We start from the raw sequence: 26,280 nt of genomic DNA, 5'->3' as shown, positions 1-26,280 counted from the left end.
CTAAATTATTAGCCATTGTGGTATCATGCGGACTGATTTGTGACACCTAGGATACATCATTTATATGTTGTCAGTAGCAGACTTAAGCTGCGTTCGTGATGAACGTTTATTGTTTGACGAACTCAGTTTCACTATATCAAGTGGCGAGTTAGTGCAAATTGAAGGCCATAATGGTGCGGGTAAAACCACACTGTTACGTATTATTGCTGGGTTAGGCCGCGCGGATAGTGGGCACGTTCTTTGGAATCAAGAAGATATTCAGGTTGCACGAGAAGATTACCATCAAGAGCTGTTGTTTCTTGGTCATCAAACTGGCGTAAAGCGTGAACTTACCGCCTTTGAGAACTTGGCTTTTTTTCAAGCCATGCATAAATGCAATCAAGGCTCAGATCTCAAGGGTTCACCACAAGTTATGGGTGAGGACGCATTATGGCAAGCATTGGCGCATGTTGGGTTAGCGGGGCGTGAAGATGTACCAGCAGGGCAACTATCTGCAGGTCAGCAACGCCGTGTTGCATTAGCGCGTCTATGGTTAAGTAATCATAAATTATGGGTGCTTGATGAGCCATTAACGGCGATTGATAAGCAAGGTGTCAAGGTGCTTGAAAACTTGTTTTTATCTCATGTTGAACGTGGTGGCATGGTGTTATTAACCACGCACCAAGATATGTTTACGGATAGTAATCATTTACGAAAAATTAAGTTAGGGTAGTGAGCACGGTGTTTAATTCTATTATTCAAATTATTCGTCGTGAATTGTTAATTGCTTTTCGTCGACGTGCAGATGTGATGAACCCATTGTGGTTCTTTATTATTGTGATCACCTTATTTCCATTAAGTATTGGTCCTGAGCCTAAATTGCTTGCACGTATTGCTCCTGGGATCATTTGGGTGGCGGCATTGTTAGCAGCGTTATTATCAATGGAACGCCTCTTTCGTGATGATTATGCCGATGGCTCGCTGGAGCAAATGTTATTAATGCCGACACCATTAGCGGTATCTGCCTTTGCTAAAATGCTTGCGCATTGGTTGTTGACAGGTCTACCGCTGATATTAATTAGTCCCTTATTAGCGATTTTATTATCCTTAAATTGGGATACATGGGTAGCCGTTGTACTCACATTGCTAGTAGGTACGCCAACATTAAGCTTTTTAGGGGCAATTGGTGTCGCTTTAACGGTTGGATTACGAAAAGGTGGCGTTTTATTGAGCTTGCTCATATTACCGTTATATATACCTGTGCTTATATTCGCAACCTCTGCAATAGAAGCTGCAGGCCTAGGGATGGCATATAACGGGCAATTAGCATTAATGGCGGCAATGTTGGTGGCCTCTTTAACGTTAGCACCGTTTGCGGTTGCGGCATCGCTAAGGATCAGTGTGAATTAAATCAAGAATGGGAGCGATGATGCCTTCCATTTTGTTTATTTATCCAACCGGTAGAGATTTATAAGGTTAAGGGATGACACAAAATCCTATTATTTTGTGACTGAACTTGGTTTTAATGACGTATTTATAACTATATAACGAGTAGAGAGCATTATGTGGAAGTGGTTACATCCCTACGCTAAAGCCGAGAATACCTATCGCTTGTGCGGTAAGTTACTGCCTTGGTTTTCCATGATTAGCTTAATTGCCATTGTTGTCAGTTCTATTTGGGGCTTAATGTTTGCGCCAGCGGATTATCAACAGGGTGACAGCTTTAGAATTATTTACTTGCATGTTCCCGCTGCAATCTGGTCGATGGGTGCTTATGTATCAATGGCTATTGCCGCATTCATTGGTTTAGTGTGGCAGATTCGATTATCGGATATGGCCGCTGCTGCGATGGCGCCGGTTGGTGCAGTGTTTACCTTTATTGCATTGATCACTGGTGCTATTTGGGGTAAGCCAATGTGGGGCACATGGTGGGTGTGGGATGCGCGTTTAACATCTGAACTCATTCTTCTATTTTTATATCTTGGTGTTATTGCATTGTATAATGCTTTTGATGATCAAAAAACAGCAGCCAAAGCGGCGGGTATTTTAGCGATTGTTGGTGTGATCAATATTCCTATTATTCACTTCTCTGTCGAGTGGTGGAATACCCTTCACCAAGGTGCAACCATTACTAAATTTGCCAAGCCTTCTATGTCAACAGATATGTTATGGCCGTTGCTGATTGGTATTGTGGGTTTTGCTTTTTTCTTCGGTGCGGTGACTATGATCCGTCTACGTAATGAAATTCTTATCCGCGAAAGTCACCGCCCTTGGGTGCGTGAGCTAGTGAAGTGAGGTTGGTATGCATTTTGATTCTATGAGCGACTTTTTTGCCATGGGTGGTTATGCTGCTTATGTATGGAGTGCGTTTGGCATCTCATTTTTGGCGATGCTATGGATCCTCTTTTCTAGTATGGCCACCCATCGTCGCGTATTAGGTGACATTAAAAATAAAATCGCACGTGAACAACGCATTAAAGATGCGAAAAAGATGGAGAATACGCTATGACCCCAAGACGTAAGAAGCGTCTCGCCTTAGTGTTAGCGCTCGTTTTAGGCCTTGGTGCTACCATTGGTTTAGTGCTTTATGCGTTAAATCAAAATATGGATCTATTCTACACACCAACAGAACTGGTTAATGGTAAGCCTGATGGCACCAAACCAGAAGTTGGTCAACGTTTACGTATTGGTGGCATGGTGGTGAAAGGCTCTGTGAAGCGTGATCCTCAATCTTTAGAAGTGAGTTTTAAAGTTGCTGATGTCGGCCCTTCAGTAACTGTCACTTATGATGGTATTTTGCCTGATCTCTTCCGTGAAGGGCAGGGTATTGTCGCGCAAGGTGTACTCGTTGGTCCAACAACAATAAAAGCACACGAAGTACTGGCTAAGCATGATGAAAATTACATGCCGGCTGAAGTCGCTGATGCGATGAAGAAAAATCACTCAAAACTTCAATATACTGAAGAACAACTACAAGGTAGTGCTCAATGATCCCTGAAATAGGCCATTTTGCCCTTATTACTGCCCTCGCCTTATCGGTACTGGCCAGTATTTATCCGCTATATGGTGCTGCAGTCGGTAACCAAGCAATGATGCGTATGGCACGACCATTGGCATACGGTATTTTTGCTTTTATATCGTTATCTTTTGTTATTTTATGTTGGTCATTCTATAACAATGATTTTACTGTTGCGTATGTAGCCAGTAACTCGACAAGTTTATTACCGTGGTATTACCGTATTACAGCGGTATGGGGCGCGCACGAAGGTTCATTGCTGCTTTGGGTACTTATCCAAGCCGGTTGGGCTGCTGCTGTGGCGCGTTTTAGCCGTGATATGCCACTTGAATCTGTTTCTCGTGTCTTATCGGTGATGGGGATGATTGCAGTGGGTTTCTTACTGTTTATTATCATTACTTCTAACCCATTTTTACGTACGCTACCGGTATTCCCTGTCGAAGGTCGTGATCTAAACCCATTATTGCAAGATCCGGGTCTAATTATTCACCCGCCAATGCTTTACATGGGCTACGTTGGCTTCTCTGTTGCGTTCTCTTTTGCCATTGCATCCTTGATGACTGGTCGTTTAGATACCGCTTGGGCACGTTGGTCTCGTCCATGGACAATCGCGGCATGGTCATTCCTAACGGTAGGTATCGCACTAGGGTCATGGTGGGCTTACTACGAACTTGGCTGGGGTGGCTGGTGGTTCTGGGATCCAGTAGAAAACGCATCATTTATGCCATGGCTTGCAGGTACGGCGTTAATGCACTCGCTATCAGTAACAGAAAAGCGTGGCACATTTAAAGCATGGACTGTACTGCTTGCGATCTCTGCCTTCTCATTAAGTTTATTAGGTACGTTCTTAGTGCGTTCTGGCGTATTGGTTTCTGTGCATGCATTTGCGTCAGATCCGGCTCGCGGTATGTTCATTCTTGGTTTCCTTGTGGTTGTTATCGGTGGTTCTTTACTGCTGTATGCATTACGTGGTGGTCAAATTCGTTCTCGTGGTAACTACAGCTTGTTCTCACGTGAAAACCTGTTACTAGCAAACAACATTTTACTTGTTGCAGGCTTAGTGGTTGTACTTATTGGTACATTATTACCATTGGTACATAAGCAAATTGGTTTAGGTTCTGTTTCTATCGGTGTACCTTTCTTCAACATGCTATTTACATGGTTGATGATCCCGTTTGCTTTTATTATGGGTGTTGGTCCTCTTGTTCGTTGGAAACGCGATAATTTCAAACATGTTCGCAAGCCAATGATTATCTCAGCACTGATCACGATTCCATTTTCATACCTTGTTATTTACTTTACGGCAAGTGTGGTTGAACCGCTTGCGGTGTTAGGGATGATGATGGCGGTGTGGATCATTGTGATGCATGGTTTTGAGTTATTCGAGCGTGCGACACACCGTCATACTTTTGTTGATGGCTTAGGTAAATTAGGTCGTAGCCATTGGGCGATGGTGTTAGGCCATATTGGTTTAGCGATATCTATCATTGGTATCACGCTAGTCTCTAACTACGATATCGAACGTGATTTACGTTTAGCGCCGGGTCAATCTGTTAATGTGAAAGGCTATGATTTCCACTTTGCTGGATTACGTGATGCAGATGGTCCTAACTATGATGGATATATAGCTGATTTCAATATTAGCCGTCGTGGTATTAATGTAACAACACTACATGCTGAAAAACGTTTCTACAGTGTGGCTGGCTCTATGATGACAGAAGCGGCAATTGATAGCGGGATTACTCGTGATTTATATGTTGCTATGGGTGAGAAGCTTGGTGATGGTGCATGGGCTGTTCGTATTTACTACAAACCATTTGTGAACTGGATGTGGGCGGGTGCATTTTTAATGGCGTTAGGTGGTGCATTGGCGATCAGCGATAAACGTTACCGATTCCGCACTCCTGCAAAACTGAGTAATAAATCGTCAGAGGAAAAATTAACCCATGAATAAGAAGTTCCTCTTTATTCCGTTAGTCTTGTTCATTGCACTGGTTATTATGTTTATGGTGCAGTTAACCCGCAATGCTGATGGTGATGATCCAACAAAATTAGAATCGGTATTGGTAGGTAAACCTGTACCGACCTTTAAATTAGAAGATCTATTCCAACCAGGAAAAGAGTATCAACAAACGATTTTCAAAGGTGAACCATTATTGCTTAACGTGTGGGCGACATGGTGTCCGACATGTTATGCAGAACACCAATACTTAAATACGTTAGCGAAACAAGGCGTTAAGATCATTGGTCTGAACTACAAAGATCAACGTGAGAAAGCGATTGGTTGGTTAACTGAATTGGGTAATCCTTATTTGCATACACTTTATGATGGTAACGGTATGTTAGGTATGGATTTAGGTGTGTATGGCGCACCTGAAACATTCATTATTGATGCTAACGGCATTATTCGTTATCGCCATGTGGGTGACGTTAATCCTGAAAATTGGAAAAAAACGCTTGAGCCGTTGTACAACAAGCTAAAAGCGGAGGCAAAAGGTTAATGAAACGTTTATTTGCCCTTGTTATAGCTGCAACGATTGCGCTAACCGCGGCGTTACCAGCATTTGCATCGATTGATGTCTATGACTTTAAAAATGCGGAACAAGAAAAGCAGTTTCAAGAGCTAACGGCAACATTACGTTGCCCTAAGTGTCAGAACAATAATATTGCTGATTCAAATGCAACCTTAGCGCAAGATATGCGACAGAAAACATTTGAGCTTCTTCAAGAAGGCAAAACCAGTCAGCAAATTATTGATTACATGATTGCGCGTTACGGTAACTTTGTTACGTACAATCCACCGATGACAGCTTCGACTGCAATTTTATGGGTTGGTCCTATTCTGTTTATCGTTATTGGCTTTACTGTTCTGGTTTATCGTACGCGTAAAAACGGTGAAAAAGTTGAGCAGGCTCAATTAGATGAGGAAGAAGCTAAACGATTAAAAGCACTGCTTGCAGAGATGGAACAGCAAGATGCTAAAAGTGTTGATACTCAATCAAAGGTAAACAAATGACGCTGTTTTGGATTATAACTGCTGTCTTAGTGCTTATTGCAATAGCATTTTTTGCTGTACCTATGTTGTATGGTAAAGAATACGATGATGTAGCAAGCCGAGATGAATTAAACAAAGCATTCTTTAAAGATCGTATTCATGAACTGGAACACGAATCAGAAGAAGGCTTGGTTGAGAATCGCCAAGAATTAGTTTCTGAGCTTCAACAGTCATTGCTTGATGATATACCTGAAAGTAAAGAGAAAAAATCTACTCATGTTAGTGCTGGGATGTTGCTACCTGGCATTATCTTAATTGTTGGTGTGAGCTATGGCATGTACGCCTCTGTGGGCGGTATTCAGAAAGTAGAAGCGTGGCATGATGCGGTAAACCGTCTGCCTCAACTTTCTCAACGCTTACTGGGTGATAACGCAGCCAATGAACCATTGTCTGATCAAGATATGTCTGATCTGACTTTAGCATTACGTACTAAATTGCACGATGACGGTGATGATCCTATGGGGTGGTTATTGTTAGGTCGTATCGCAATGGCAAACCGTGATGGTGAAACCGCTGAAATGGCAATGAAAAAAGCTTATGACTTAAACCCTGTTGATGAGGATATTCAGTTAGGTTATGCACAGTCATTAATGCTAAGTGGTAAGCCGGGCGCAAGTGACATGGCACGTAACTTATTACGCAATGTCATTAAGAAAGATCATACTAACGTGCAAGCATTATCGCTACTCGCTTTCGATGCGTTTGAGCAAAACAAGTTTGAACAAGCGATCGCTTACTGGACTATGATGAAAAAGCTTATCGGACCGGATGATTCGCGTGCACCGATGCTTGATCGAAGTATTGAACGCGCACAAGCACGTTTAAATGCTGATGATAAAGCGAAGGCATTAGTCAATGGTTCTGCTGCAGCTGCGGCAGAAACTGCGCCAAAAGTCAGTGCTGAACAAGCAAAACAGCAGATAGTGGCGACAATTTCATTAGCGCCAAACGTCGTGATGCCAAAGCAGGGCGATATTATTGTCTCTGTTCATAGCGCTGATGGTGCACCAATGCCTATTGCAGCTGTAAAGCTACCACTGACAACGTCTTTCCCATTAACCATTACGTTAACGGATAAAGACAGCATGATGCCGCAGCGCAAGCTATCGTCATTATCTGAAATGATTGTCCGTGCTCGTATTGATAGTGATGGTAACGTCATGACGAAACAAGGTGATTGGTATGGTGAAAGCCAGAAAGTGATGCTTGGTGGTGATACAAAAGTATTAATTAATAAACAATATTGATTCAATACTGGAACAAATAGAGCAGGCTGGATATTATTGTCCAGCCTGCTTTCTATTGGATATATGTTTTGAATAGAATTTTCTTACTAATAATTTGGCTTTCTCTGGGGCTAGTCGGTTGTGCGCAAACACCAGATGAACCGTCAAAACAAATTACCTCTAACAATATTACTGATCATATTGATGCTGACAGTGATAGTAATGGCGTTTATGACCCATTTGAGGGGTTTAACCGTGCTATGTGGGATTTTAATTTTAACTATTTAGACCCGTACGTAGCCCGTCCAGTTTCAATGGCATATGTTAATTACACGCCAACCCCTGTTCGTAAAGGCATCATGAATTTTTTATCAAATTTAGATGAGCCTGCAAGTATGGTTAATAGCCTACTGTCGTTAAATGGCAAAGCTGCGGTCACCCATTTTAACCGTTTTTGGATTAATACAATTTTTGGATTGGGTGGTTTAATCGATATCGCATCTGCGGCTGACATAAATAAACCTGCGGATCGACGATTTGGTGACACGTTAGGTTATTATGGTGTACCAAATGGTCCTTATTTGATGTTACCAGTTTATGGCCCAGTGACGTTCCGAGGTTTTGGTGATGCGGCTGATGAACTCTACCCAATGTTCAGCTTATTAAATATTTGGGAAGGGCTAGGTAAATGGCTTTTTCAGGGGATGGAAGATCGTGCTGCATTAGCACAACAAGAAGCGATGCTAGAAAACTCACCCGATCCATATGTATTTACTCGTGATGCATATATTCAATATAAAGACTTTGTTGCCAGTGACGGTAAAGTTGACCAAGAGCAACAAGCAGATAGTTTTGATGATAGTTATCTTGATGAAATTGATGATCAGTAATATTACTTAACTAAAAAAGACCTCCAATAAGGAGGTCTTTTTATATGTGGTATAGTTTGTAGCGAGCTTGTTTTTCTAAATAAATTTTATTTTACTTAGAAACGGTAGCTTGCTTGTACACCCGCTAACCACACATCACCAGATGTTGTACCAGCGAAAGAGAGTTTAGTTGGTTGTTGAAGTAGGCCGCTAGCCAGGCCATTAATACTCTTATCTGTTTCGTTTAGGTGCGCTTTCTTCGCATAAACGTAGGTCAGGCCTGCATCTAATGTTAAATTCTTAGACCACTGGTAACCCGCACCAAGACTTAACCAAGTACGATCAGTTTCAGGGATCGTTTGAGTTCGGTGGGCTTCATCAACTGCAGCCATGTCATAGGCAATACCAGAACGAAGTGCGAGTTTACTGTTTACTTGGTAAGTAGTACCGATAGCAAAACGGTAGTTGTCTTTCCAGTTTTCTTCTTTAATTAGATCGTTACTGTGTGAACCAAGAGCCGGAATATTCGCTTCTAATTTTTCAAAGCTGCTCCAATCTGTCCAGTTGATGCTGGTATGAATAGCCCATTGATCGGTTAACTGGTGTAAGGTTGCAATCTCTGCAGATGCTGGAAGCTCAAGCGGTAATGAACCGGGTAAAGTTTGGTTGTTGTATGCAAGGCCGCTAGCGTGACCGCTAAGGTTTAGGTCAACAGCTGAGCGATAGCTTACGCCAATACGGTTTGCTGGGTTAATTTGCCATGCTGCACCTGCTTGCCAACCCCATGCATTATCTTCTCCTTCCATATATTTAAGATTTTTACCCGCTAAGCCTTGATCATAAATATATTTCTGTTGTGGTGACAACATTCCAGAAACAGCCGCTGGTAGTGCGCTTGGCAGTGCCGCGCCGAAGTGGCCTTTTGCCATAATATAACGCACACCGGCACCAACACTAAATTGGTCATTAATTTTGTAACCAAGATTAGGGTTGATTTCAACGGTGTGTACTTCCGCTTGATTACCGAAAAGAGAGGCAGTGAACTGGGTGCCAAGTTCGGTACGCATACCAAAGTTTGTACCAAATGCTAGGCCTAATGTTGCTTTATCGTTCAATTGACGAGAAATATAAAAATTGGGAATAACGGCACTATTAGCGATATCACGAGATTCAGTTTGATCTATGGTTTGATCATTAAGTTGTAGATTCCCTTTAACATCAATGTTTGGGTCAACGTAAATTGCACCGACTGATATTTGCGTACCTTCAAGGTATGTCAGCATTGCAGGGTTACGGAATTGGGCGCTGGCATTGTCAGCCATTGCTGCTTCACCAGCAAATGCGCGGCCTAAACCTGTTGCTGAATATTCAGCCAATTGGAATCCTGCAGCTAGGGCGTTAGAGCTCATGCCTAATGCTAATGCAGCCGTTAAAGATAATGTAATTTTATTTTTATTCATCATTTTAATATTAATCGCTAATTGTTCGCTGAAACTAAGTCGCGAATAATACCCTTAACAATTAATGGCGTGACAATTTATCGCTATAAATTCTACTTATTGAAGTAATATTCCTTTGATTTGTTTATTTTGGAATTATATCCGTTACTTTTTGTTCGTGCTGTTCTGATCTGACCTGTTTTCAGCGTACACATGTACCAGTTGTTGTATTGTTCTGATTGTTATTTATACAAATTATGAACGTGTCGAGTGAATTAATGAAAGGAAAGTGAGGTGGAAGTGGTAGTGAAAAGATTAAAAAAGGAGCCAAACGGCTCCTTTTAATCATTTTAGCGTTCAAGTGTACGCTGAAATTAGAATGAACGGCTGTATTGTAGACCGTACAGCCATGCATTTGCACGAGTAGTTGCGTCAACCGACATACCGAGCGGATTGGTTTCATCTGCTTTAACATCTTTACCAATAAGGTAAGTTAAGCCAAAGTCGATGGTAGACTTGCTGTCTAGGTGGTAGCTAAAGCCGCCAGATAACCAGTTACGATCTGAATCAGGTACAGAAATAGACGTTTTTGAATCCTGTGCGCTAGTGTCATGCATGTAACCGGCACGAAGTGTCCACTGATCGTTTAGGTAGTAAGTACCACCGATAGAGTAGTGCCATCCATCTTGCCATTGGTAATCATTTAATTTAACGCCACCAGTTGTTTCTAGAACGTCAAACTCGCTCCAGCGGATCCATTGAATGCTGTAGTGAACCGCAAATTTATCATTTAGCTTATTGAAACCAGAAAATTCTGCCATATCTGGTAATGGCATTTTTAGCTTCTGATCGCTAAGGTCGTTGCCCGCATAGTGCATATCACCTTTAGCTTCTAATGTTGGGCTATAGCGGTAAGATAAGCCAAAACGGTTGTTTTGATCGAGTTCGTAGATAGTACCTAGGTTAAAGCCAAGTGCTACACCATCGGCATCAACATCAAGTAAATCAATTTTTGGTGTATTGATCGTACCATTAGGTGTTGGAATTTTTCCTGCAGGTATATAGCGATTTAGTTTACCACTGCCGTAAATTACGTCTAAACCACCACCAATGCTTAGTTGCTGGTTAATGCGGTAAGCAGCACTTAAACCTAAGTTCACACTTTTTACATCAGTTAAACCACCAAATACATTTGCAGCGTAGTTATCACTAAACTCAGTTTTAGTACCGAAGTTTGAGTAAAGTGATGCACCTACAGCGAATTTATCGTTGATAGGCTGAATGTAGTAGATGTTTGGCGCGTAACTAGTACCACCAATTTGATCACCAGGGATCTGATAACCATTGTATGTTGCATCTTTTACTTTAACGTCAGTATCAATGGCGATAATACCAAGAGACAGTGCAGGTGCATCAAATAATGTCATTGATGCAGCGTTTTTTGCCATTGTTGATGCGTTGTCAGCAATAACACCGTCACCTGAAAATGCACGGCCAAGACCGGTTGCAGATTGTGCATTCAGCTGAAAGCCCGCTGCCATAGATTGTGATGAAGCTAAGGCGATAGCAGCAGTAATCACTGAACGTGTAAAAATTTGCTTCTTATTCATGCTTAGAATAATTCCTAATTATATATATTATTGTTTTTTATTAGCCTATGTTGGCTAATTTTCGATGATTGTAGGGGGTGTACTGACTTAATCAAATCTGACCAGTGTTATGTCTAAGTAAAAATACTTTTTAACGAAACTTATAGTGATTTTGGTATCAAATGTCGATGTTTTAGGTTGTTTTAACGACAAATATCAGATGCGAAAAACGGCAACATAGCGTGTGTTGCCGTTATTAAGAAGGACTAAAAATCAGTAGGAAAATTAGATTTCCCAGCTAAGGTCGTTTTTGATTTTACTCGCAACTGGCATTAAGTTTTGACCCTTATCGCCAACAATAATCAAACTTGCCTCTCTGATCGGTACGACTAAACTTTCATTGTTATTGTCTGTTGAGTTAGAAATAGCATGGCTTGGGGTTGGAACAACAAATACCGTGACTTTACCTTGAGGTGTATCCATCACCATATGTAATGAGCGTTTGCCATCAAAGCCACAATAGTTCACATAATAAATGTGCCCTGGTAAATCTTTCATTTCCGAACCAAAAGGTTGCAGCTTTGCATTCACTTGTTGCAACGTTGCTTTTTCATCGATGTTATCGACAAATTTTGCTTCATAAGAAACATGTTCAAGTGCGACATTGGCAAGGCTATTGATTGGTAACTGTTGGCTTGGTAGCAAATTCATTTGCCCAACAAAGAGACCAATAGCAAAAGCAACAGAGGCGGCGAGGCCATAAGACCAATAGCGATTAATGCCTTTCTTGCTGGTTTCTTCTCCAGCTTGTTGAAATAAAATTTTATCCGCCAGATCATCGGGTACATCGACTTTAAGCGCTTGCTCTAATTGGATATCAAGCTGTTGTAATTCATCGGAAAACTTTTTATTTGCGATCGATTGATGTTTACATGCCGTTACAGTGGGATCATTATCATGTGGATCAGCTAATAATCTCCGTCTAAATTCTAGTTCATCCATTCTGATTCCCCCTTTTTGACTCTTTATTTTCAAGTTGCTCTTTTAATTGGTTACGGGCTCGAAATAAGCGAGTCATCACAGTGTTTCGGTTAAGTTCAAGGATCTCTGCAATTTCATCACCATTAAAACCAGCCATGACCTGTAAAATGAGTGGTTCTCTATACTCCGGTGCCAAATTCATGATTAAACGTTGAAGCATATGTTGCTCAGTATTCATTTCAACACTGGGTGTGGAATCAGCAATTGCATGGTCATCAATATCAACCAAATCAAATCGTTTTCTTTCAAACCGACGTGCGTTTTCACGCCTAAGTATGGTGATTAACCATGCCTTAGCAGCTTTATCATCCTGTAGGCTATCAAGGGAACGCCATGCGCGTAAGCATGTTTCTTGTACCAAGTCTTCAGCAATATGCTGGTCGTGGCACAACCAATATGCGTAACGGTAGAGATCCCGATGCCAAGCCCTAACAAGGGCCTCGTATTTTCTTTGTTTGTCCATATCTAAAGAGACCGAGGGATCGTGTTTTTTCTTACCAAAAAAATTTTTGAACATGGCAATATCCGTCGTTGTCCTTACGAAAAATCTTATGAATAAAGAAAGCTATAAGGTGTTTACCTTTCTTTTTTATAATTAAGCTGATAATTCACACTAAAATTGATCTGGTTCAAAATTTGATTCCAGCAGCGCGTTATAGTGACTGCGTCATCTGATAGCGAGATGGTGGGTTGCAAAACCGGCTATTGTAATGCTATCTGTTGAGCAAGATGACAACTTCCTTTTGAAGGCTGACTTTACTTTCTCCTATCAGGTTTTCCTGATTTGCAATTAGCTTTATGTTGATTGACTTATTCATTACGCAGATTGCTTTCCGCGTGAATTATGACCATACCTTATAAGGTATGGTTTTTTTTTGCCTTTTTATCTTTGTTGACCTCTATTTTTACATCTTTTCTAATTCTCTCTCTAATTATCTGCATTTTTCCGCTTAATATCGTTTTAAAACTGAGAGGATAGATCACAATCTTTGACACTTCTTCCGTTAAATTTAAACACTTGATTGAATTTGGTAACATTTGGCTTACAATTGTGAGGTCTGACCTCTAGTGCACGGTGTGCCAAACGGCTTACTGTAAGCCAAATTATCAAAAGGAGTTGCGATGACACGTCTCCAAAATCTTACTACTCGTCAAGGGGAACGTATTGCCGTTGTTAGCGGTTTACGTACTCCATTTGCTCGTCAATCTACCGCTTTCGATGGTGTTCCTGCTTTGGATCTCGGAAAGCTGGTTGTCAATGATATGCTACAAACGCTTGATTTTGATCCGATGCTTATTGATCAAGTGGTGTTTGGGCAAGTGGTACAAATGCCAGAAGCGCCAAATATCGCGCGTGAGATTGTATTGGGTACTGGTATGAACATTCATACTGATGCTTACAGTGTTACCCGTGCCTGTGCCACTAGTTTTCAAGCCGCTGCGAATGTTGCCGAAAGTATTATTTCAGGCACGATCGATATTGGTATCGCAGGTGGTGCTGATTCATCATCGGTATTACCCATTGGCGTAAGTAAAAAAATGGCTGCTACATTACTTGCACTTAGCAAGGCGAAAACCATGTCAAAACGGCTTAAGTTATTAAGTTCGCTTAACATGAAAGATTTAATGCCTGTGCCGCCTGCCGTTGCTGAATATTCAACAGGATTGAGCATGGGACAAACCGCAGAGCAGATGGCAAAAACACATGGTATTAGTCGTGAAGAGCAAGATGCATTGGCTCACCGTTCACACACATTAGCGGCACAAGCATGGCGAGATGGATTGATCCGTGATGAAGTGATGACGGCATTCCCACAACCTTATCGCCAGTGGATAGATAAAGATAACAACATTCGTGAAGAATCGACTCTTGAATCTTATGCCAAATTACGACCAGCCTTTGATCGTAAATATGGCTCAGTCACAGCAGCAAATGCGACCCCATTAACGGATGGCGCAGCCGCAATACTGATGATGCGAGAAGGGCGAGCTAAGGAATTAGGACTAACACCATTAGGGTATATTCGTTCCTACGCGTTTTCCGCAATAGGGGTTGAAAGCGATATGCTGATGGGACCTTCTTACGCGACACCTGTTGCACTGGAACGTGCAGGTTTAAATTTATCTGATCTTACCTTGATTGACATGCATGAGGCTTTTGCTGCCCAAACATTAGCAAATTTAAAAATGTTTGCTTCTACTAAGTTTGCGCGTGAAAAGTTAGGCCGTATTGATGCGATTGGTGAAGTTGATATGGATAAATTCAATGTGTTAGGTGGCTCATTGGCTTACGGGCATCCATTTGCAGCAACAGGCGCACGTATGATCACCCAAACTTTGCGTGAGTTAAAACGTCGTGGTGGTGGCTTTGCATTGAATACGGCATGTGCAGCTGGTGGTTTAGGTGCGGCAATGATTTTGGAGGCTGAATAATGACGCAATCTGCATTTAGTTTATCGTACAAAGATAATGGTGTTGCTTGGCTAAAAATAGATGTGCCAAACGAGAAAATGAACACCTTACAAGCTGAATTTTCAGAGCAAATAACATCAGTGCTCGCAGAGCTTAAAGCACGTTCTGATATTAAAGGGCTTGTTGTCTATTCAGGTAAGCCTGATAACTTTGTCGCTGGCGCTGATATTCGCATGTTGTCAGCCTGTGAAACAGCACAAGAGGCACAAGCCTTAGCTGTAAAAGGACAGGTTTTATTTTCACAGTTAGAGCAACTGCCTTTTCATGTGGTTGCAGCGATTCACGGCCCATGTTTAGGGGGCGGCTTAGAGCTTGCTCTTGCTTGCCATAGCCGAGTTTGTAGTGATGGTGATAAAACCCGATTAGGTTTACCAGAAGTACAGTTGGGATTACTCCCGGGCTCTGGCGGTACTCAGCGTTTACCTCGTTTGATTGGCGTAGCTAATGCGCTTGACATGATTTTATCGGGTAAGCAATTACGCGCGAAAAAAGCAGTGAAATTGGGGGTGATTGATCAAGTTGTCCCTGAAAGTATTTTATTAAATGTTGCCGAGCAAATGGCTTTATCGCCAAAACCTAGCCGCAAATCATCCATGCAAAATTGGGCATTGGGCGGAAATCCATTAGGTCGCTCAGTAGTGTTTGATCAAGCGGCGAAAAAAGCACATGAGAAAACACGTGGGAATTATCCTGCTGTTGATGCCATTTTAGAAGTTGTGAAATATGGTTTACAGCATGGGATGGAAAAAGGGTTAGAACAAGAGGCTAAAGTATTTGGTGAATTGGTGATGTCACCGGAATCCGCCGCGCTTCGTAGTATCTTTTTTGCCACAACAGCAATGAAAAAAGAAACGGGTTCAGAGGCTGAGCCATTAACTGTCGAACGAGTCGCTGTATTGGGTGGCGGTTTAATGGGCGGTGGTATTAGTCATGTTACAGCAACGAAAGCAGGTTATCCGGTACGGATCAAAGATATTAGTAATGATGGTATCCAAAATGCGCTAGCGTACAATTTCAAGCTACTTGAGAAAAAACGTAAGCGTAAAATTATCTCGAAAGCCACATTACAAAAACAAATGCTAACGATAACAGGTGGGACTGATTTTACTGGCTTTAATCAGGCCGATGTCGTGATTGAAGCGGTATTTGAAGATTTAGCGCTCAAACATCAAATGGTAAAAGATGTTGAAGAGCATGCAAAACCAACCACAATTTTTGCCACGAATACATCCTCATTGCCGATCAATCAAATAGCACAAGCGGCAGAGCATCCTGAGAATGTTGTTGGTCTTCACTATTTTAGTCCTGTAGAAAAAATGCCATTGGTTGAGGTAATTCCACATCAAGGCACGGAAACAGGGAGTGCAACGTCAGAAGAGACGATTGCAACGGTTGTAGCCTTGGCGAAAAAACAAGGTAAAACCCCGATAGTGGTCGGTGATAAAGCAGGCTTCTATGTTAATCGTATACTAGCGCCTTATATGAATGAAGCGGCACGCGTACTTCTTAGTGGTGAGCCGATTGAACATATAGATACAGCTTTACTTAACTTTGGTTTCCCTGTTGGGCCAATCACATTATTGGATGAAGTTGGTGTTGATATCGGCGCGAAGATAAGTCCTATTCTGTTAGCTGAACTCGGTGAACGATTTGAAGCACCAGATGTGTTTGATTTATTGCTGAAGGATAATCGCAAGGGACGTAAAAGCGGTAAAGGTTTTTATCGTTATAATACCAAGAAAAAAGAAGTCGATAAGTCGGTTTATAAGCTTCTTGAGTTGGAACCAAAGATTAAAGAATCTGAAACTGAAATCGCGGTTCGTTGTAGTTTAATGATGCTGAATGAAGCAGCAAGGTGTTTAGATGAAGGTGTGATCCGTTCGGCAAGAGATGGCGATATTGGCGCTATTTTCGGTATCGGCTTCCCACCGTTCCTAGGCGGGCCATTCCGTTATATGGATCATATTGGGATAACGCGTGTTGTTGATATGCTAAACGAGTACACAGATAAGTATGGTGATCGTTTTAAACCGTGCGAGCGATTACTTGATATGGCCAAAGAAGAGAAAACGTTCTATTAGCCAATAGATTAATGAAAAAAACCGATGAGCTTAGGCCATCGGTTTTTTTGCTATTCAATAAAGCCTTAATTCTCTTAATAAATGTTATACACAACGAATGACAATAGACAAAAAGCCATATTTAACACTTATTTGTAAATATGGCTCGTTATGTAGACGGTCGTCTTAATTGTTAGACGAGTCATGCCAGCTTAATAAGCATTATCTTGAAATTCTGTGACTGATTCAATTGGTTGACCTATCTCTAAAGGTGCGTAATCACTATGCGCTTTGCCTTTGTAATACATGACTAATCTATTCGCTGTTCTTGGTTTAATGGTATCAACAACAAATTTGATCATATCTACACGATCTAATTGTTTAAGCGCATCAACAACACGCTGACGTTGTTGGAACGTTTCATCTTTATTGCCGATACTTACCCAAAACCGTTGAGCACGAGATCGTAAATTAGTATCTGGCTCTGAAATTTGAGCAATTAAACCTTGCTTACTGTCTTGCCATTGCGCTTCATTCAATTCGAGCAATACGAGTGCAAAAGCATTGGTAAAATCATCAATTGCCTCTGATAAGTAACTTGGATCGGCAACAGGTGATTGAATATATAAGATCAACCCTGGATGACGATTAAGCGGTAGATTGGCCGTTCCTACCATATAACCCAGTTGTTGTTTCGTGCGTAACTCATGGAAGAACGTGGTCGACATTAAATGATTAGCTAACGTATAAATCGCAATTTGCTCAGGTGTGGTTTCCTGAGATTGGTAATACATTAAGATTGCTGAATCTTCATGATTACAATCTAACTCATACGTTAATGTGCCCGCATTGTCTAAATGTACCAGCGGACGTTGTGATTCACCATAAAGTTGGTCAGTCACTCGGAATGCATCTTTTAATATTTCAGCTAATGCTAACGCATCTTTTTTAAGCCAGTTGCCATATACAAAAGTATCAATATGAAGCTCTGCGAACATTTCATCAACAAAGCTTGGTAGCTCATCTAACTCGATTGATTCTAACGCTTCAATCATGACAGGATAGGGTGGATTATTGGGTTGTAGTAATCCTGTTAGCTGATTAAATAATTGTGAAATCGGTTTATCTTCAGCTGCGTTACGCCAATTACGTAGCATTTGTGCTTTGATATTGGTGAAACGATCGTGATCAAATTTTCGTCCAGCAAAGCGCTCAAGTATCAGCTTCATAAGCAAAGGTTGTTTTTCACTAAAGCCAGATAACTGAAGCGTCACTCCCCCTTGGTGAGCATAAAGATTATACGACATACCTGCAATCTCAGCGGGATAAGCGGTCTCATTTATCGCTTCTAATAGCATTTCAACACATAGGCGAGTTTTTACGATATTACGTGGTGAACTCACCGCATGCGGGCTATCAATGGCAACATAAACTATACCTTTAGGAACGCGGAAATCATGTTCTTGTTTATGCCATAAACGAAATCCAGGTAAATCTTGAATTAACTGAGGAGGTAATTCTGAGCCAGGTTCAAGTGGTAAAGGCTCAAAATTATCACAAAGATATATATTGCGCTCGGGTAGTGTTAACTCAGGATCCAGTTCAATATCTTGCCATAACGCTTTTTGTTCCGCGGTAAATGGTGTTACTGAGTAAGGCGTGTCATACCATTGTGCTGTGCGATCATAATGGCCACCTTGAGCAACCAAGGTTAATCGCATATTGGTCGGCTCAAGGTAATCTAAGATCTGCTCGATTAAGGTATGATCGTATTGCTCCATCATATAATCACCGTAGATGATATCTTCCGGTTTATAATGCAACAGGTTTAAAACCAAATAACTGACAGTATCTAATGGACGGCTTTTTTCTTGATAGCGGAAAGCCATTTCAAGTACAGCTTTCTTCTCTTGTTGTCGCCATTGAGCTAAGCCATGTAGCTTAATGAGTTTAAGGCACTGAAAAACGCTAGTGACTATCTCGTCAATGTGATCTTGACCTTTCGGCGTTAAATTCAAACCTACGGTAAATTCTCTGAAATTACTGCCGCTAACGCCGCCACCGGCGGTTAAGGTATTAATAAACCCCCGTTTTTTGAGAACTGACATCAAACTACCTTGACCTTCATTGCCTAGTAAATGGGCAATATAAGATAAGGGTTTCGCGGTATAAAACTCATCTACACACGGCAAAGAAAATGACAGCGTTAACTTTCGTAGTTCTTTAATTGGTTCAATTTGAATAAATTGTTGTTGTTGTTTTTCGGTCACAAACGGCGTAGTAAGCGGTGTTTTTACTACATCTGTTTTTGGAATATGGCTAAAAAAGTCATTCGTGAATTGTTCTAATTCATCTAATGGTTGGGGGCCTAATAAGACGAGACCCATCGCATCCGCTGAATAATGTTGATGGTAAAAAGCTATTAAATCATCCCGTACAGATTTGCCATCACGATCGTCTAGTGTCGTAAGATCACCGACTGAAAACTTAGCAAAAGGGTGCTCTGGGTTAATGGTTTCTTTTTGTACTTGATAAAGGCGGCGGACATCATCTTTTATTTTTAATTTATATTCAGAATCAACAGCTTGTCTTTCTTTATCAACGGCTTCTTCATTAAATAATGGTGCAGTGAAAAACTGCCCAAAACGATCTAATCCTTCTTTAAAAGCATGGGGGCTGACTTCAAAGAAAAACGTCGTGTTTTCTGTTCCAGTCCATGCATTGTTACTGCCGCCACTGCGATTGATAAAGGTTTGAAATTCCCCAACACGTGGATATTTTTCAGTACCTAAAAACAGCATATGTTCGAGAAAGTGCGCCATACCTTGACGATCAAGAGGATCGTCAAAATGACCAATTTCGACGGATAAGGCAGCAGCGGAGCGAGGCGCTTCAGCATCATGAACCAGCAATACGCGTAGTTCATTCGCTAAAGTAAGATAGCGATACTGCTTGTGATCATTTGGGCTTATATGCACAGGAAGAGCCTATTTTTAAAGGAGAATTGGATCAATTATGACCTCCAATACACAGACTGGCAAACTGATAGTTAACTTTATTTACGTAGTTATGAGCGTGATATGAAAACCCAACGTCAAGGCTTAATCCTATTTTAATAAATGATTTGTTCAGGTTGGCTAACCTTGTCACGGATTCGTTATCAAATTTGCGTAAGGAGTATGCGATATGAAAGGGAGTTGCTAGCATGATAGAGAGATACGTTGAAAAAAATGCATTAGCATGTCAATTAGTAATAAAATAAGCCTCATTATCACAACTCATTGAACGACCTGTTTAACGAAGAGAAACGGAAACTTATGCGAATTTATATTATGCGTCATGGTGAAGCTGAAAATTTTGCGGCGAGTGATGCAGAGCGCCCGTTGACAGAGCGCGGTTCACGCCAATCAAAACAGATGGCGGAAATGCTAGCCCAGCAATTAAATCAACCATTAGACACTGTACTGGTGAGTACGTATTTACGCGCGCAACAAACATGGCAATGTATGGAAAGTGTATTACCGGGTGTTGCAAATGTTCAAGTGAGTGATGAGATCACCCCTTATGGTGATGCTGTAACGGTAGTCGATTATTTAAAAGCAATGATTGGGGTTGAAAAGCCACAATCGGTTCTATTAGTTTCACATCTACCTCTGGTGGGATATTTAACCTCAGAGTTGGTGGCAGGCATACAGCCCCCTATGTTTAGTACTTCGGCCATTGCTGCTATTGATTACGATCCTGACATGGATAATGCAGAATTGGTTTGGCAAAACGTACCACAATAATATGGCTTTGATGACGGACAATAGGTAAGTGCTGGTTATGGTAAGAGTATCGTTAATTTCTTTTCTCACTTCGATATTGCTAATGGGCTGCGCTTCTACCGCTGAGCCTGTTCGTATTTCAGCAAATGGTATGATCAAGTGGTCAGATGGACGAAAAGAAGGCATGCATGTATCGAGTACGGGAAGCACATTAACCTTTGCTAATTATTCCAATGCGATCGGTGAAGGGCCTATTCGTATTTTTGCGCGTATTGATAGTGCACGAAATGATGACTGTGAATACTTTTACGATGAAACCGTGATTAAACGACGTTTAAAAATATGCGCCACTGGAGAAGTGACGCTATTTAATCACGGTAAAGTAGTGAAGGTTGGACATATAGTAAAATCAAGCTATTAAAATAGGACAACCGAGTAAGTGATATTGCGATGCGCGTTTTGCTTACTCGATGTTCTTTTATCTTTCAGGTATTTCGATAAGCACGAGTAGTGCGCCATTCCCACCAAATTCAAGGGGAGCTTGGTGAAAAGCGAGTACATCTGGATGTTGTGCCAACCACATCGGCGCTTTTTGTTTCAAAATATGCTTTCCAATACCGTGCATTACACAGGCACAAGACACATTCTCTTTTATACAGGCTGCAATCATAGCGGCGAGTTCTCGCTTGGCTTCTTGTTGCGTCATACCGTGCATATCTAAATAAATGTCAGGTACGTAAACACCCCGACGTAACTTTTTTACTTCATACTTAGAAACGCCGTCGCGTGCATATTGCACAGGGCCATTTTCATTAAGATGAGGCTCAAATTCATCTGAGAAATAAAATTCATGGTTTTGACTTTCTTTGCCCATGACTTTTGCTTTATCAGCTTTTGTAGTCTGTTTGCGTGGCGTGATTATGGTATCATGCGAAAACTTTTTTACGCCTTTTATCGCATCTTTGAAGAGAGCTATCTCTTCATCAAGGTTTGGATCTTTTTTACTCATAATGAAATTCCAACAACTATATAGCGGTAATGTCGCGTTTTTCGGAGGCTATTTTGGATAAGATTTTTGTCGACGAAGCTGTCAACGAACTTCATACATTGCAAGACATGTTACGTTGGACGGTAAGTCGTTTCAATGCCGCAGGTCTATTTTATGGTCACGGTACCGATAATGCGTGGGATGAAGCGGTTCAGCTTGTTCTTCCTACATTGTATTTACCGTTAGATGTTCCACCTGAAGTTCGAGATTCTCGTTTAACTCGTAGTGAGCGTCAGAGTATTGTTGAGCGCGTTATTCGCCGTATCGACGATCGTACACCCGTATCATACCTAACAAATATTGCTTATTTCTGTGGTATGGAATTCTTCGTTGATGAGCGTGTTCTTATTCCACGTTCTCCGATTGGCGAATTGATTGAAAACCGTTTTGAGCCACTTTTAAACCAAGAGCCTACACGTATTATGGACTTATGTACGGGTAGTGGTTGTATTGGTATTGCGTGTGCACACATGTTCCCAGAAGCGGAAGTGGATATCGTTGATATTTCACCTGAAGCACTGGCTGTTGCTGAGCAGAATATCGCTGATCACGGCTTAGAGCAACAAGTGATCCCACTTCGTTCTGATTTGCTTCGTGATGTACCAAAAGATAAGTACGACTTTATCGTGTCTAATCCACCGTATGTGGATCAAGAAGATATGGATAGTCTACCAGATGAATTCCGTCACGAGCCTGAACTCGGTCTTGCGGCAGGGTTTGATGGTTTAGATTTAGTGCGTCGTATTTTAGCCAATGCACCCGATTACCTAAAAGATGATGGCTTCTTGATCTGTGAAGTGGGTAACTCCATGATCCACATGGAAGATCAATATCCGCATATTCCATTCACCTGGTTAGAGTTTGAAAATGGTGGTCATGGTGTGTTTTTGTTAACACGTGATCAGCTTGTTGATTGTGCAGATGATTTTGCGGCTTTTCGCGACTAATTAAAGCGCAGTTAAACACGATTAAGAAAAACGGCATGATGGTTACTTTCTCTGTACCATCATGCCGTTTTTATAGGTCACTCAGTGGTTATTATGCTTGCTGCGCTTGCTTTGCTTTCAGAGCATTCATCACAGTGGTTTTATGATCTAAGTAATCAGTAAGCCCTGCACGACGTAAATCACAAGATGGGCAATCACCACAACCGTCACCAATAATACCGTTATAGCAAGTCAGTGTTTTTTCACGAACATAGTCTAGTTTTTGGTATTGATCTGCTAGCGCCCATGTTTCTGCTTTATTTAGCCACATTAATGGTGTTGCAATCGTTAATGGGCGATCCATCCCGAGTACTAATGATTGGTTTAATGATTTAACAAATTCATCACGGCAATCAGGGTAGCCAGAAAAGTCAGTTTCACATACACCGGTGATAACGGTTTCAGCACCAATTTGGTAGGCGTAAATCCCAGCCAAGGTTAAAAATAGAATATTACGACCAGGAACAAAGGAGTTCGGTAATCCGTTTTCTTGTAGTTCATGAGAGACAGCAATATTGTCACGTGTTAGTGAACTAATGGCTAATTCATTTAATAGGCCGACATCCATTACTTTATGTGCTGTTACGCCAAGATCTTTGGCAATAGCTTCTGCCACTTCAATCTCTAATTTATGGCGTTGGCCATAATCAAATGTAATACAGTGCACTTCATCGTAATGCGCCAGAGCTTGAATAAGGCACGTAGTCGAATCTTGACCGCCACTGAAAACAACAACTGCTTTTGACATATAGGTGTTCCTTTTTTGAAAAATTACCGAGAAACAGTCGGTAGATAGACATTCTTTAGAACGTCTATCTATGCTAACTCAGCTGTTGTCCGCTGCAAAGTTTTAGATGTAATAGACGAAAAAAAGCCGTACATAAAGTACGGCAAAATAACGTATCGCGTTTAAAGATTATCCAAGTTAAGGCAGTACTTGGTTTATCAACGTTCAACGTACACAGACACAAAGTTTAATAGAGGGGGAGGCGCTGTGGCTAACCTCCCCAAGGGGGTGTTCATTGAAGCGTGATACTTACCATTGACCGAATTTTTCCAATTGTTCTAACTGTTCGGTATATGCTGATAAATCGCCAATATTTTCGCTGATCCATTCAGGGTTGTAGTAGGTGTCGAGGTAACGCTCGCCACTATCACACAATAGCGTAACGATAGAGCCTGTTTCGCCTCGTTGTTTCATTTCAGCCGCGATTTGCAATACACCAAATAGGTTTGTACCTGTTGACGCACCGGCTTTACGACCAATAATTTTTTCTAACCAGTGAACAGTGGCAACACTTGCCGCATCTGGGATCTTACGCATTTCATTAATCACATCAGGAATAAAGCTTGGCTCAACTCGAGGACGACCAATACCTTCAATACGGCTGCTTGTGTTGCCAGTAATCGTATTATCACGCTGCATAAAGTAGTCGTGGAATACTGAGTTCTCTGGGTCAACCACACACAGTTGTGTTGGTTGCATTTGGTAACGAATATAACGACCAATTGTTGCTGATGTCCCACCAGTACCAGGGCTCATTACAATCCAGCTTGGGATAGGGAAGCGCTCTAACTTCATTTGATCAAAAATACTGTTAGCGATGTTGTTATTACCACGCCAGTCGGTGGCACGTTCAGCATAGGTAAATTGATCCATGTAATGACCATTTAACTCTTTTGCTAAACGGCGAGATTCGTCATAAATTGCAGCAGGAGAGTCAACAAAATGGGCGCTACCCCCATAAAATTTAATTTGTTCTATTTTTTTACACGCTGTTTTACGTGGCACGACAGCAATAAATGGTAACCCAAGTAAACGTGCAAAATATGCTTCAGAAACGGCGGTACTACCTGATGATGATTCAATGATCGGTGTACCTTCTTTAATCCAACCGTTACATAAAGCATATAGGAATAACGAACGAGCAAGACGGTGCTTTAAGCTTCCTGTTGGATGCGTGCTTTCATCTTTAAGATAAATATCAATACCGTCTAGGCTAGGTAACTCTAATTTAATTAAGTGGGTGTCTGCTGAGCGTTGATAATCAGCATCAATTTTACGAATGGCGTTATTAACCCATTGATTGTTTAGTTGTTGTGTCATAGCGTGACTCCACTGTATTGATTTTATTATTGTTGTTGTATTTATGTTGACTGCTTAACAATTATATTACCAAGTTACAGAGAAAAGTCTTTGCTTTGTTTTGCAAAAAAACGATAAAATTTAGAAAATATTTCTACTTAATTGCTTATTGGTGGTATGGGATGTCAAGTTTAGATGCTGTAGATAGAACATTACTGCGTTTGTTGCAACAAGACGCAACGCTAGCGTTATCTGAATTAGCAGAAGCTGTTAATTTAACGACCACGCCATGCTGGAAAAGGCTAAAGCGTTTAGAAGAAGATGGCATATTACGTCAACGTGTTGCGCTATTAGATGCGGCAAAACTAGGATTATCTTTTATAGCATTTGTACAGATTAAAACCAGTAATCATTCTAAAGAGTGGTATAACGGTTTTGTTCATACGGTTGAAGAGTTCCCAGAAGTCATGGAATTTTACCGTATGGCGGGGGATTATGATTACATGATGAAAGTACAAGTAGCAGATATGCAGGCTTTTGATCTGTTTTATAAGAAATTGGTGAACAGCATTGAGGGACTGACGAATGTAACATCGACATTTGCAATGGAACCCCTTAAGTACACCACGGCATTACCTGTATAGGTTATATAATCAAGGCTGCCACTATTTATTACTAGTGGCTGCCTTGATTGCGTTAACATTCAGCCGATAAGTTTATCGTTGACGGATCAAGCCTTCTTGTACTGCCGATGCAACAAGTTCGCCTTTTTGGTTATAAATCTCACCACGAACAATACCGCGAGAGCCACTTGCTGATGGGCTATCAATAGCATAAAGCAGCCATTCATCCATCTTAAATGGACGGTGAAACCACATTGAATGGTCAATGGTTGCTACTTGCATATTCGGGCTAAATAACGTCACACCATGTGGATGCATTGATGTGACAAGAAATCCCCAATCAGATGCATACGCCAATAGGTAGTGATGGATATTAAGATCTTCAGGCATTGTGCCATTGGCTTTAATCCATAAATATTGTTTAGGCTCAGCAATGGTTGGCTTTAATGGATTAATAATAGTTACTGGACGCACTTCAACTGGGCGTTTCTTACCAAAGTTTTCCACTATTTTAGGTGGTAGATATTGCGCAATGGCATCAACAAGTTGAGTTTCAGATGCTAAACCTTCAGGCCCTACTACATTGGGCATTGTTGATTGGTGGTTAAACCCTTCTTCATTGGCTTGGTATGAAGCCGTTAAGAAAAAAATAGGCTCACCATTCTGAATTGCTTTTACACGACGAGTACTAAAGCTTTTACCATCACGTAGTTTTTCTACATCATATATAATTGGCTTTTCAGAATTACCAGGGCGTAAAAAGTAGCTATGAAAGGAGTGTAAGTAGCGTTCTTTTTCAACCGTTTGCTTAGCTGCGGATAAGGACTGCCCAATCACTTGTCCACCATATACTTGCGGTAGGCCAAGGTTTTCACTTTGACCTCTGAAAAGATCAAGCTCAAGTTGTTCTAATTGTAGAAGATTGAGAAGTTCATTCAGTTCTTTACTCATCTAAGCACCATTAATTATGTTACTATCAGTACGATTTAGGGAAATCAAGTTCAAATAGAGATTGGATTGGTTT

General features: G+C 41.2%; 25 protein-coding genes. 16 read left to right on the top strand and 9 right to left on the bottom strand.

Annotated elements, in window-relative coordinates:
- Positions 1–64 precede the first annotated feature (64 nt).
- From ccmA to C9J40_RS02525, 10 genes are all read left to right on the top strand, one after another.
- Positions 65–712 carry a cytochrome c biogenesis heme-transporting ATPase CcmA gene (ccmA, locus tag C9J40_RS02570; RefSeq protein WP_107245620.1) on the top strand — a complete coding sequence of 216 codons (648 nt, stop codon included), beginning with the start codon at positions 65–67 and terminating at the stop codon, positions 710–712.
- Positions 713–720: 8 nt separating this feature from the next.
- Positions 721–1,389: a heme exporter protein CcmB gene (ccmB, locus tag C9J40_RS02565; RefSeq protein ID WP_107245708.1), complete on the top strand. Its 669-nt coding sequence runs from the start codon at positions 721–723 to the stop codon at positions 1,387–1,389.
- Between the two features lie 153 nt (positions 1,390–1,542).
- Positions 1,543–2,274 (top strand): heme ABC transporter permease, encoded by a 732-nt coding sequence (locus C9J40_RS02560; protein WP_107245619.1) that lies wholly within the window; start codon positions 1,543–1,545, stop codon positions 2,272–2,274.
- 7 nt (positions 2,275–2,281) lie between these two features.
- Positions 2,282–2,488 carry a heme exporter protein CcmD gene (gene ccmD / locus C9J40_RS02555; RefSeq protein WP_045127283.1) on the top strand — a complete coding sequence of 69 codons (207 nt, stop codon included), beginning with the start codon at positions 2,282–2,284 and terminating at the stop codon, positions 2,486–2,488.
- A complete protein-coding gene (gene ccmE / locus C9J40_RS02550; protein WP_107245617.1) occupies positions 2,485–2,970 on the top strand; it encodes a cytochrome c maturation protein CcmE in 486 nt (161 codons plus the stop codon). The genes ccmD and ccmE overlap by 4 nt, the downstream gene beginning before the upstream one ends.
- The gene (locus C9J40_RS02545) at positions 2,967–4,949 is read left to right on the top strand and encodes a heme lyase CcmF/NrfE family subunit (protein WP_107245615.1); all 1,983 of its coding nucleotides are present in this window, start codon (positions 2,967–2,969) and stop codon (positions 4,947–4,949) included. The genes ccmE and C9J40_RS02545 overlap by 4 nt, the downstream gene beginning before the upstream one ends.
- Positions 4,942–5,496, top strand: coding sequence for a DsbE family thiol:disulfide interchange protein (locus C9J40_RS02540; RefSeq protein WP_107205519.1), 555 nt, complete (start codon positions 4,942–4,944; stop codon positions 5,494–5,496). Before C9J40_RS02545 ends, C9J40_RS02540 begins: the two co-directional genes overlap by 8 nt.
- A complete protein-coding gene (locus tag C9J40_RS02535) occupies positions 5,496–6,011 on the top strand; it encodes a cytochrome c-type biogenesis protein (RefSeq protein WP_107205520.1) in 516 nt (171 codons plus the stop codon). The genes C9J40_RS02540 and C9J40_RS02535 overlap by 1 nt, the downstream gene beginning before the upstream one ends.
- Entirely contained in the window at positions 6,008–7,297 is a 1,290-nt protein-coding gene (gene ccmI / locus C9J40_RS02530; protein WP_107205521.1) for a c-type cytochrome biogenesis protein CcmI, read from the top strand. Before C9J40_RS02535 ends, ccmI begins: the two co-directional genes overlap by 4 nt.
- 68 nt (positions 7,298–7,365) lie before the next feature.
- Complete coding sequence (locus tag C9J40_RS02525) at positions 7,366–8,166, top strand: VacJ family lipoprotein (RefSeq protein WP_107205522.1); 801 nt, start codon at positions 7,366–7,368, stop codon at positions 8,164–8,166.
- Between the two features lie 95 nt (positions 8,167–8,261).
- Here the strand turns inward: C9J40_RS02525 and C9J40_RS02520 are convergent, their stop codons facing one another.
- The 4 genes from C9J40_RS02520 to C9J40_RS02505 all read right to left on the bottom strand — a co-directional run bounded on the left by C9J40_RS02520 (position 8,262) and on the right by C9J40_RS02505 (position 12,731).
- The gene (locus C9J40_RS02520; RefSeq protein ID WP_199188046.1) at positions 8,262–9,605 is read right to left on the bottom strand and encodes an outer membrane protein transport protein; all 1,344 of its coding nucleotides are present in this window, start codon (positions 9,603–9,605) and stop codon (positions 8,262–8,264) included.
- Between the two features lie 353 nt (positions 9,606–9,958).
- A complete protein-coding gene (locus C9J40_RS02515) occupies positions 9,959–11,194 on the bottom strand; it encodes an outer membrane protein transport protein (RefSeq protein WP_107205524.1) in 1,236 nt (411 codons plus the stop codon).
- Between the two features lie 264 nt (positions 11,195–11,458).
- A complete protein-coding gene (locus tag C9J40_RS02510) occupies positions 11,459–12,175 on the bottom strand; it encodes a DUF3379 family protein (protein WP_107245614.1) in 717 nt (238 codons plus the stop codon).
- Positions 12,168–12,731, bottom strand: coding sequence for a sigma-70 family RNA polymerase sigma factor (locus C9J40_RS02505; RefSeq protein ID WP_107205526.1), 564 nt, complete (start codon positions 12,729–12,731; stop codon positions 12,168–12,170). Before C9J40_RS02505 ends, C9J40_RS02510 begins: the two co-directional genes overlap by 8 nt.
- 605 nt (positions 12,732–13,336) lie before the next feature.
- Here C9J40_RS02505 and fadI point away from each other — a divergent pair.
- Positions 13,337–14,647, top strand: coding sequence for an acetyl-CoA C-acyltransferase FadI (gene fadI / locus C9J40_RS02495; RefSeq protein WP_107205528.1), 1,311 nt, complete (start codon positions 13,337–13,339; stop codon positions 14,645–14,647).
- Positions 14,647–16,767, top strand: coding sequence for a fatty acid oxidation complex subunit alpha FadJ (fadJ, locus tag C9J40_RS02490; protein ID WP_107205529.1), 2,121 nt, complete (start codon positions 14,647–14,649; stop codon positions 16,765–16,767). Before fadI ends, fadJ begins: the two co-directional genes overlap by 1 nt.
- 191 nt (positions 16,768–16,958) lie before the next feature.
- Here the strand turns inward: fadJ and C9J40_RS02485 are convergent, their stop codons facing one another.
- Complete coding sequence (locus C9J40_RS02485) at positions 16,959–19,724, bottom strand: insulinase family protein (protein ID WP_107245612.1); 2,766 nt, start codon at positions 19,722–19,724, stop codon at positions 16,959–16,961.
- A 339-nt stretch (positions 19,725–20,063) separates the two neighbouring features.
- Here C9J40_RS02485 and sixA point away from each other — a divergent pair, with 339 nt between their 5' ends.
- The gene (gene sixA / locus C9J40_RS02480) at positions 20,064–20,534 is read left to right on the top strand and encodes a phosphohistidine phosphatase SixA (RefSeq protein ID WP_107205531.1); all 471 of its coding nucleotides are present in this window, start codon (positions 20,064–20,066) and stop codon (positions 20,532–20,534) included.
- A 37-nt stretch (positions 20,535–20,571) separates the two neighbouring features.
- On the top strand, positions 20,572–20,934 hold the full coding sequence (locus C9J40_RS02475; RefSeq protein ID WP_233220290.1) for a hypothetical protein: 363 nt from the start codon (positions 20,572–20,574) through the stop codon (positions 20,932–20,934).
- Between the two features lie 57 nt (positions 20,935–20,991).
- Here the strand turns inward: C9J40_RS02475 and smrB are convergent, their stop codons facing one another.
- Complete coding sequence (gene smrB, locus C9J40_RS02470; protein ID WP_107245609.1) at positions 20,992–21,522, bottom strand: endonuclease SmrB; 531 nt, start codon at positions 21,520–21,522, stop codon at positions 20,992–20,994.
- 53 nt (positions 21,523–21,575) lie between these two features.
- Between smrB and prmB the strand changes: the two genes are divergently transcribed.
- On the top strand, positions 21,576–22,508 hold the full coding sequence (gene prmB, locus C9J40_RS02465; protein WP_005370403.1) for a 50S ribosomal protein L3 N(5)-glutamine methyltransferase: 933 nt from the start codon (positions 21,576–21,578) through the stop codon (positions 22,506–22,508).
- 91 nt (positions 22,509–22,599) lie between these two features.
- On the opposite strand, the gene queC is transcribed toward prmB, so the two are convergent.
- Positions 22,600–23,295 (bottom strand): 7-cyano-7-deazaguanine synthase QueC, encoded by a 696-nt coding sequence (queC, locus tag C9J40_RS02460; protein ID WP_107205534.1) that lies wholly within the window; start codon positions 23,293–23,295, stop codon positions 22,600–22,602.
- 288 nt (positions 23,296–23,583) lie between these two features.
- Complete coding sequence (locus C9J40_RS02455; protein WP_107245607.1) at positions 23,584–24,654, bottom strand: PLP-dependent cysteine synthase family protein; 1,071 nt, start codon at positions 24,652–24,654, stop codon at positions 23,584–23,586.
- A gap of 161 nt (positions 24,655–24,815) precedes the next feature.
- Here C9J40_RS02455 and C9J40_RS02450 point away from each other — a divergent pair, with 161 nt between their 5' ends.
- Complete coding sequence (locus C9J40_RS02450; protein WP_107205535.1) at positions 24,816–25,277, top strand: Lrp/AsnC family transcriptional regulator; 462 nt, start codon at positions 24,816–24,818, stop codon at positions 25,275–25,277.
- A gap of 72 nt (positions 25,278–25,349) precedes the next feature.
- On the opposite strand, the gene tesB is transcribed toward C9J40_RS02450, so the two are convergent.
- Positions 25,350–26,207, bottom strand: a complete 858-nt coding sequence (gene tesB / locus C9J40_RS02445; protein WP_107205536.1) for an acyl-CoA thioesterase II — start codon at positions 26,205–26,207, stop codon at positions 25,350–25,352.
- Positions 26,208–26,280 lie beyond the last annotated feature (73 nt).

This window comes from Photobacterium sp. GB-72, assembly GCF_003026095.1.
GTDB lineage: Bacteria > Pseudomonadota > Gammaproteobacteria > Enterobacterales > Vibrionaceae > Photobacterium.
This window is presented reverse-complemented; position numbering and strand designations above follow the sequence as displayed.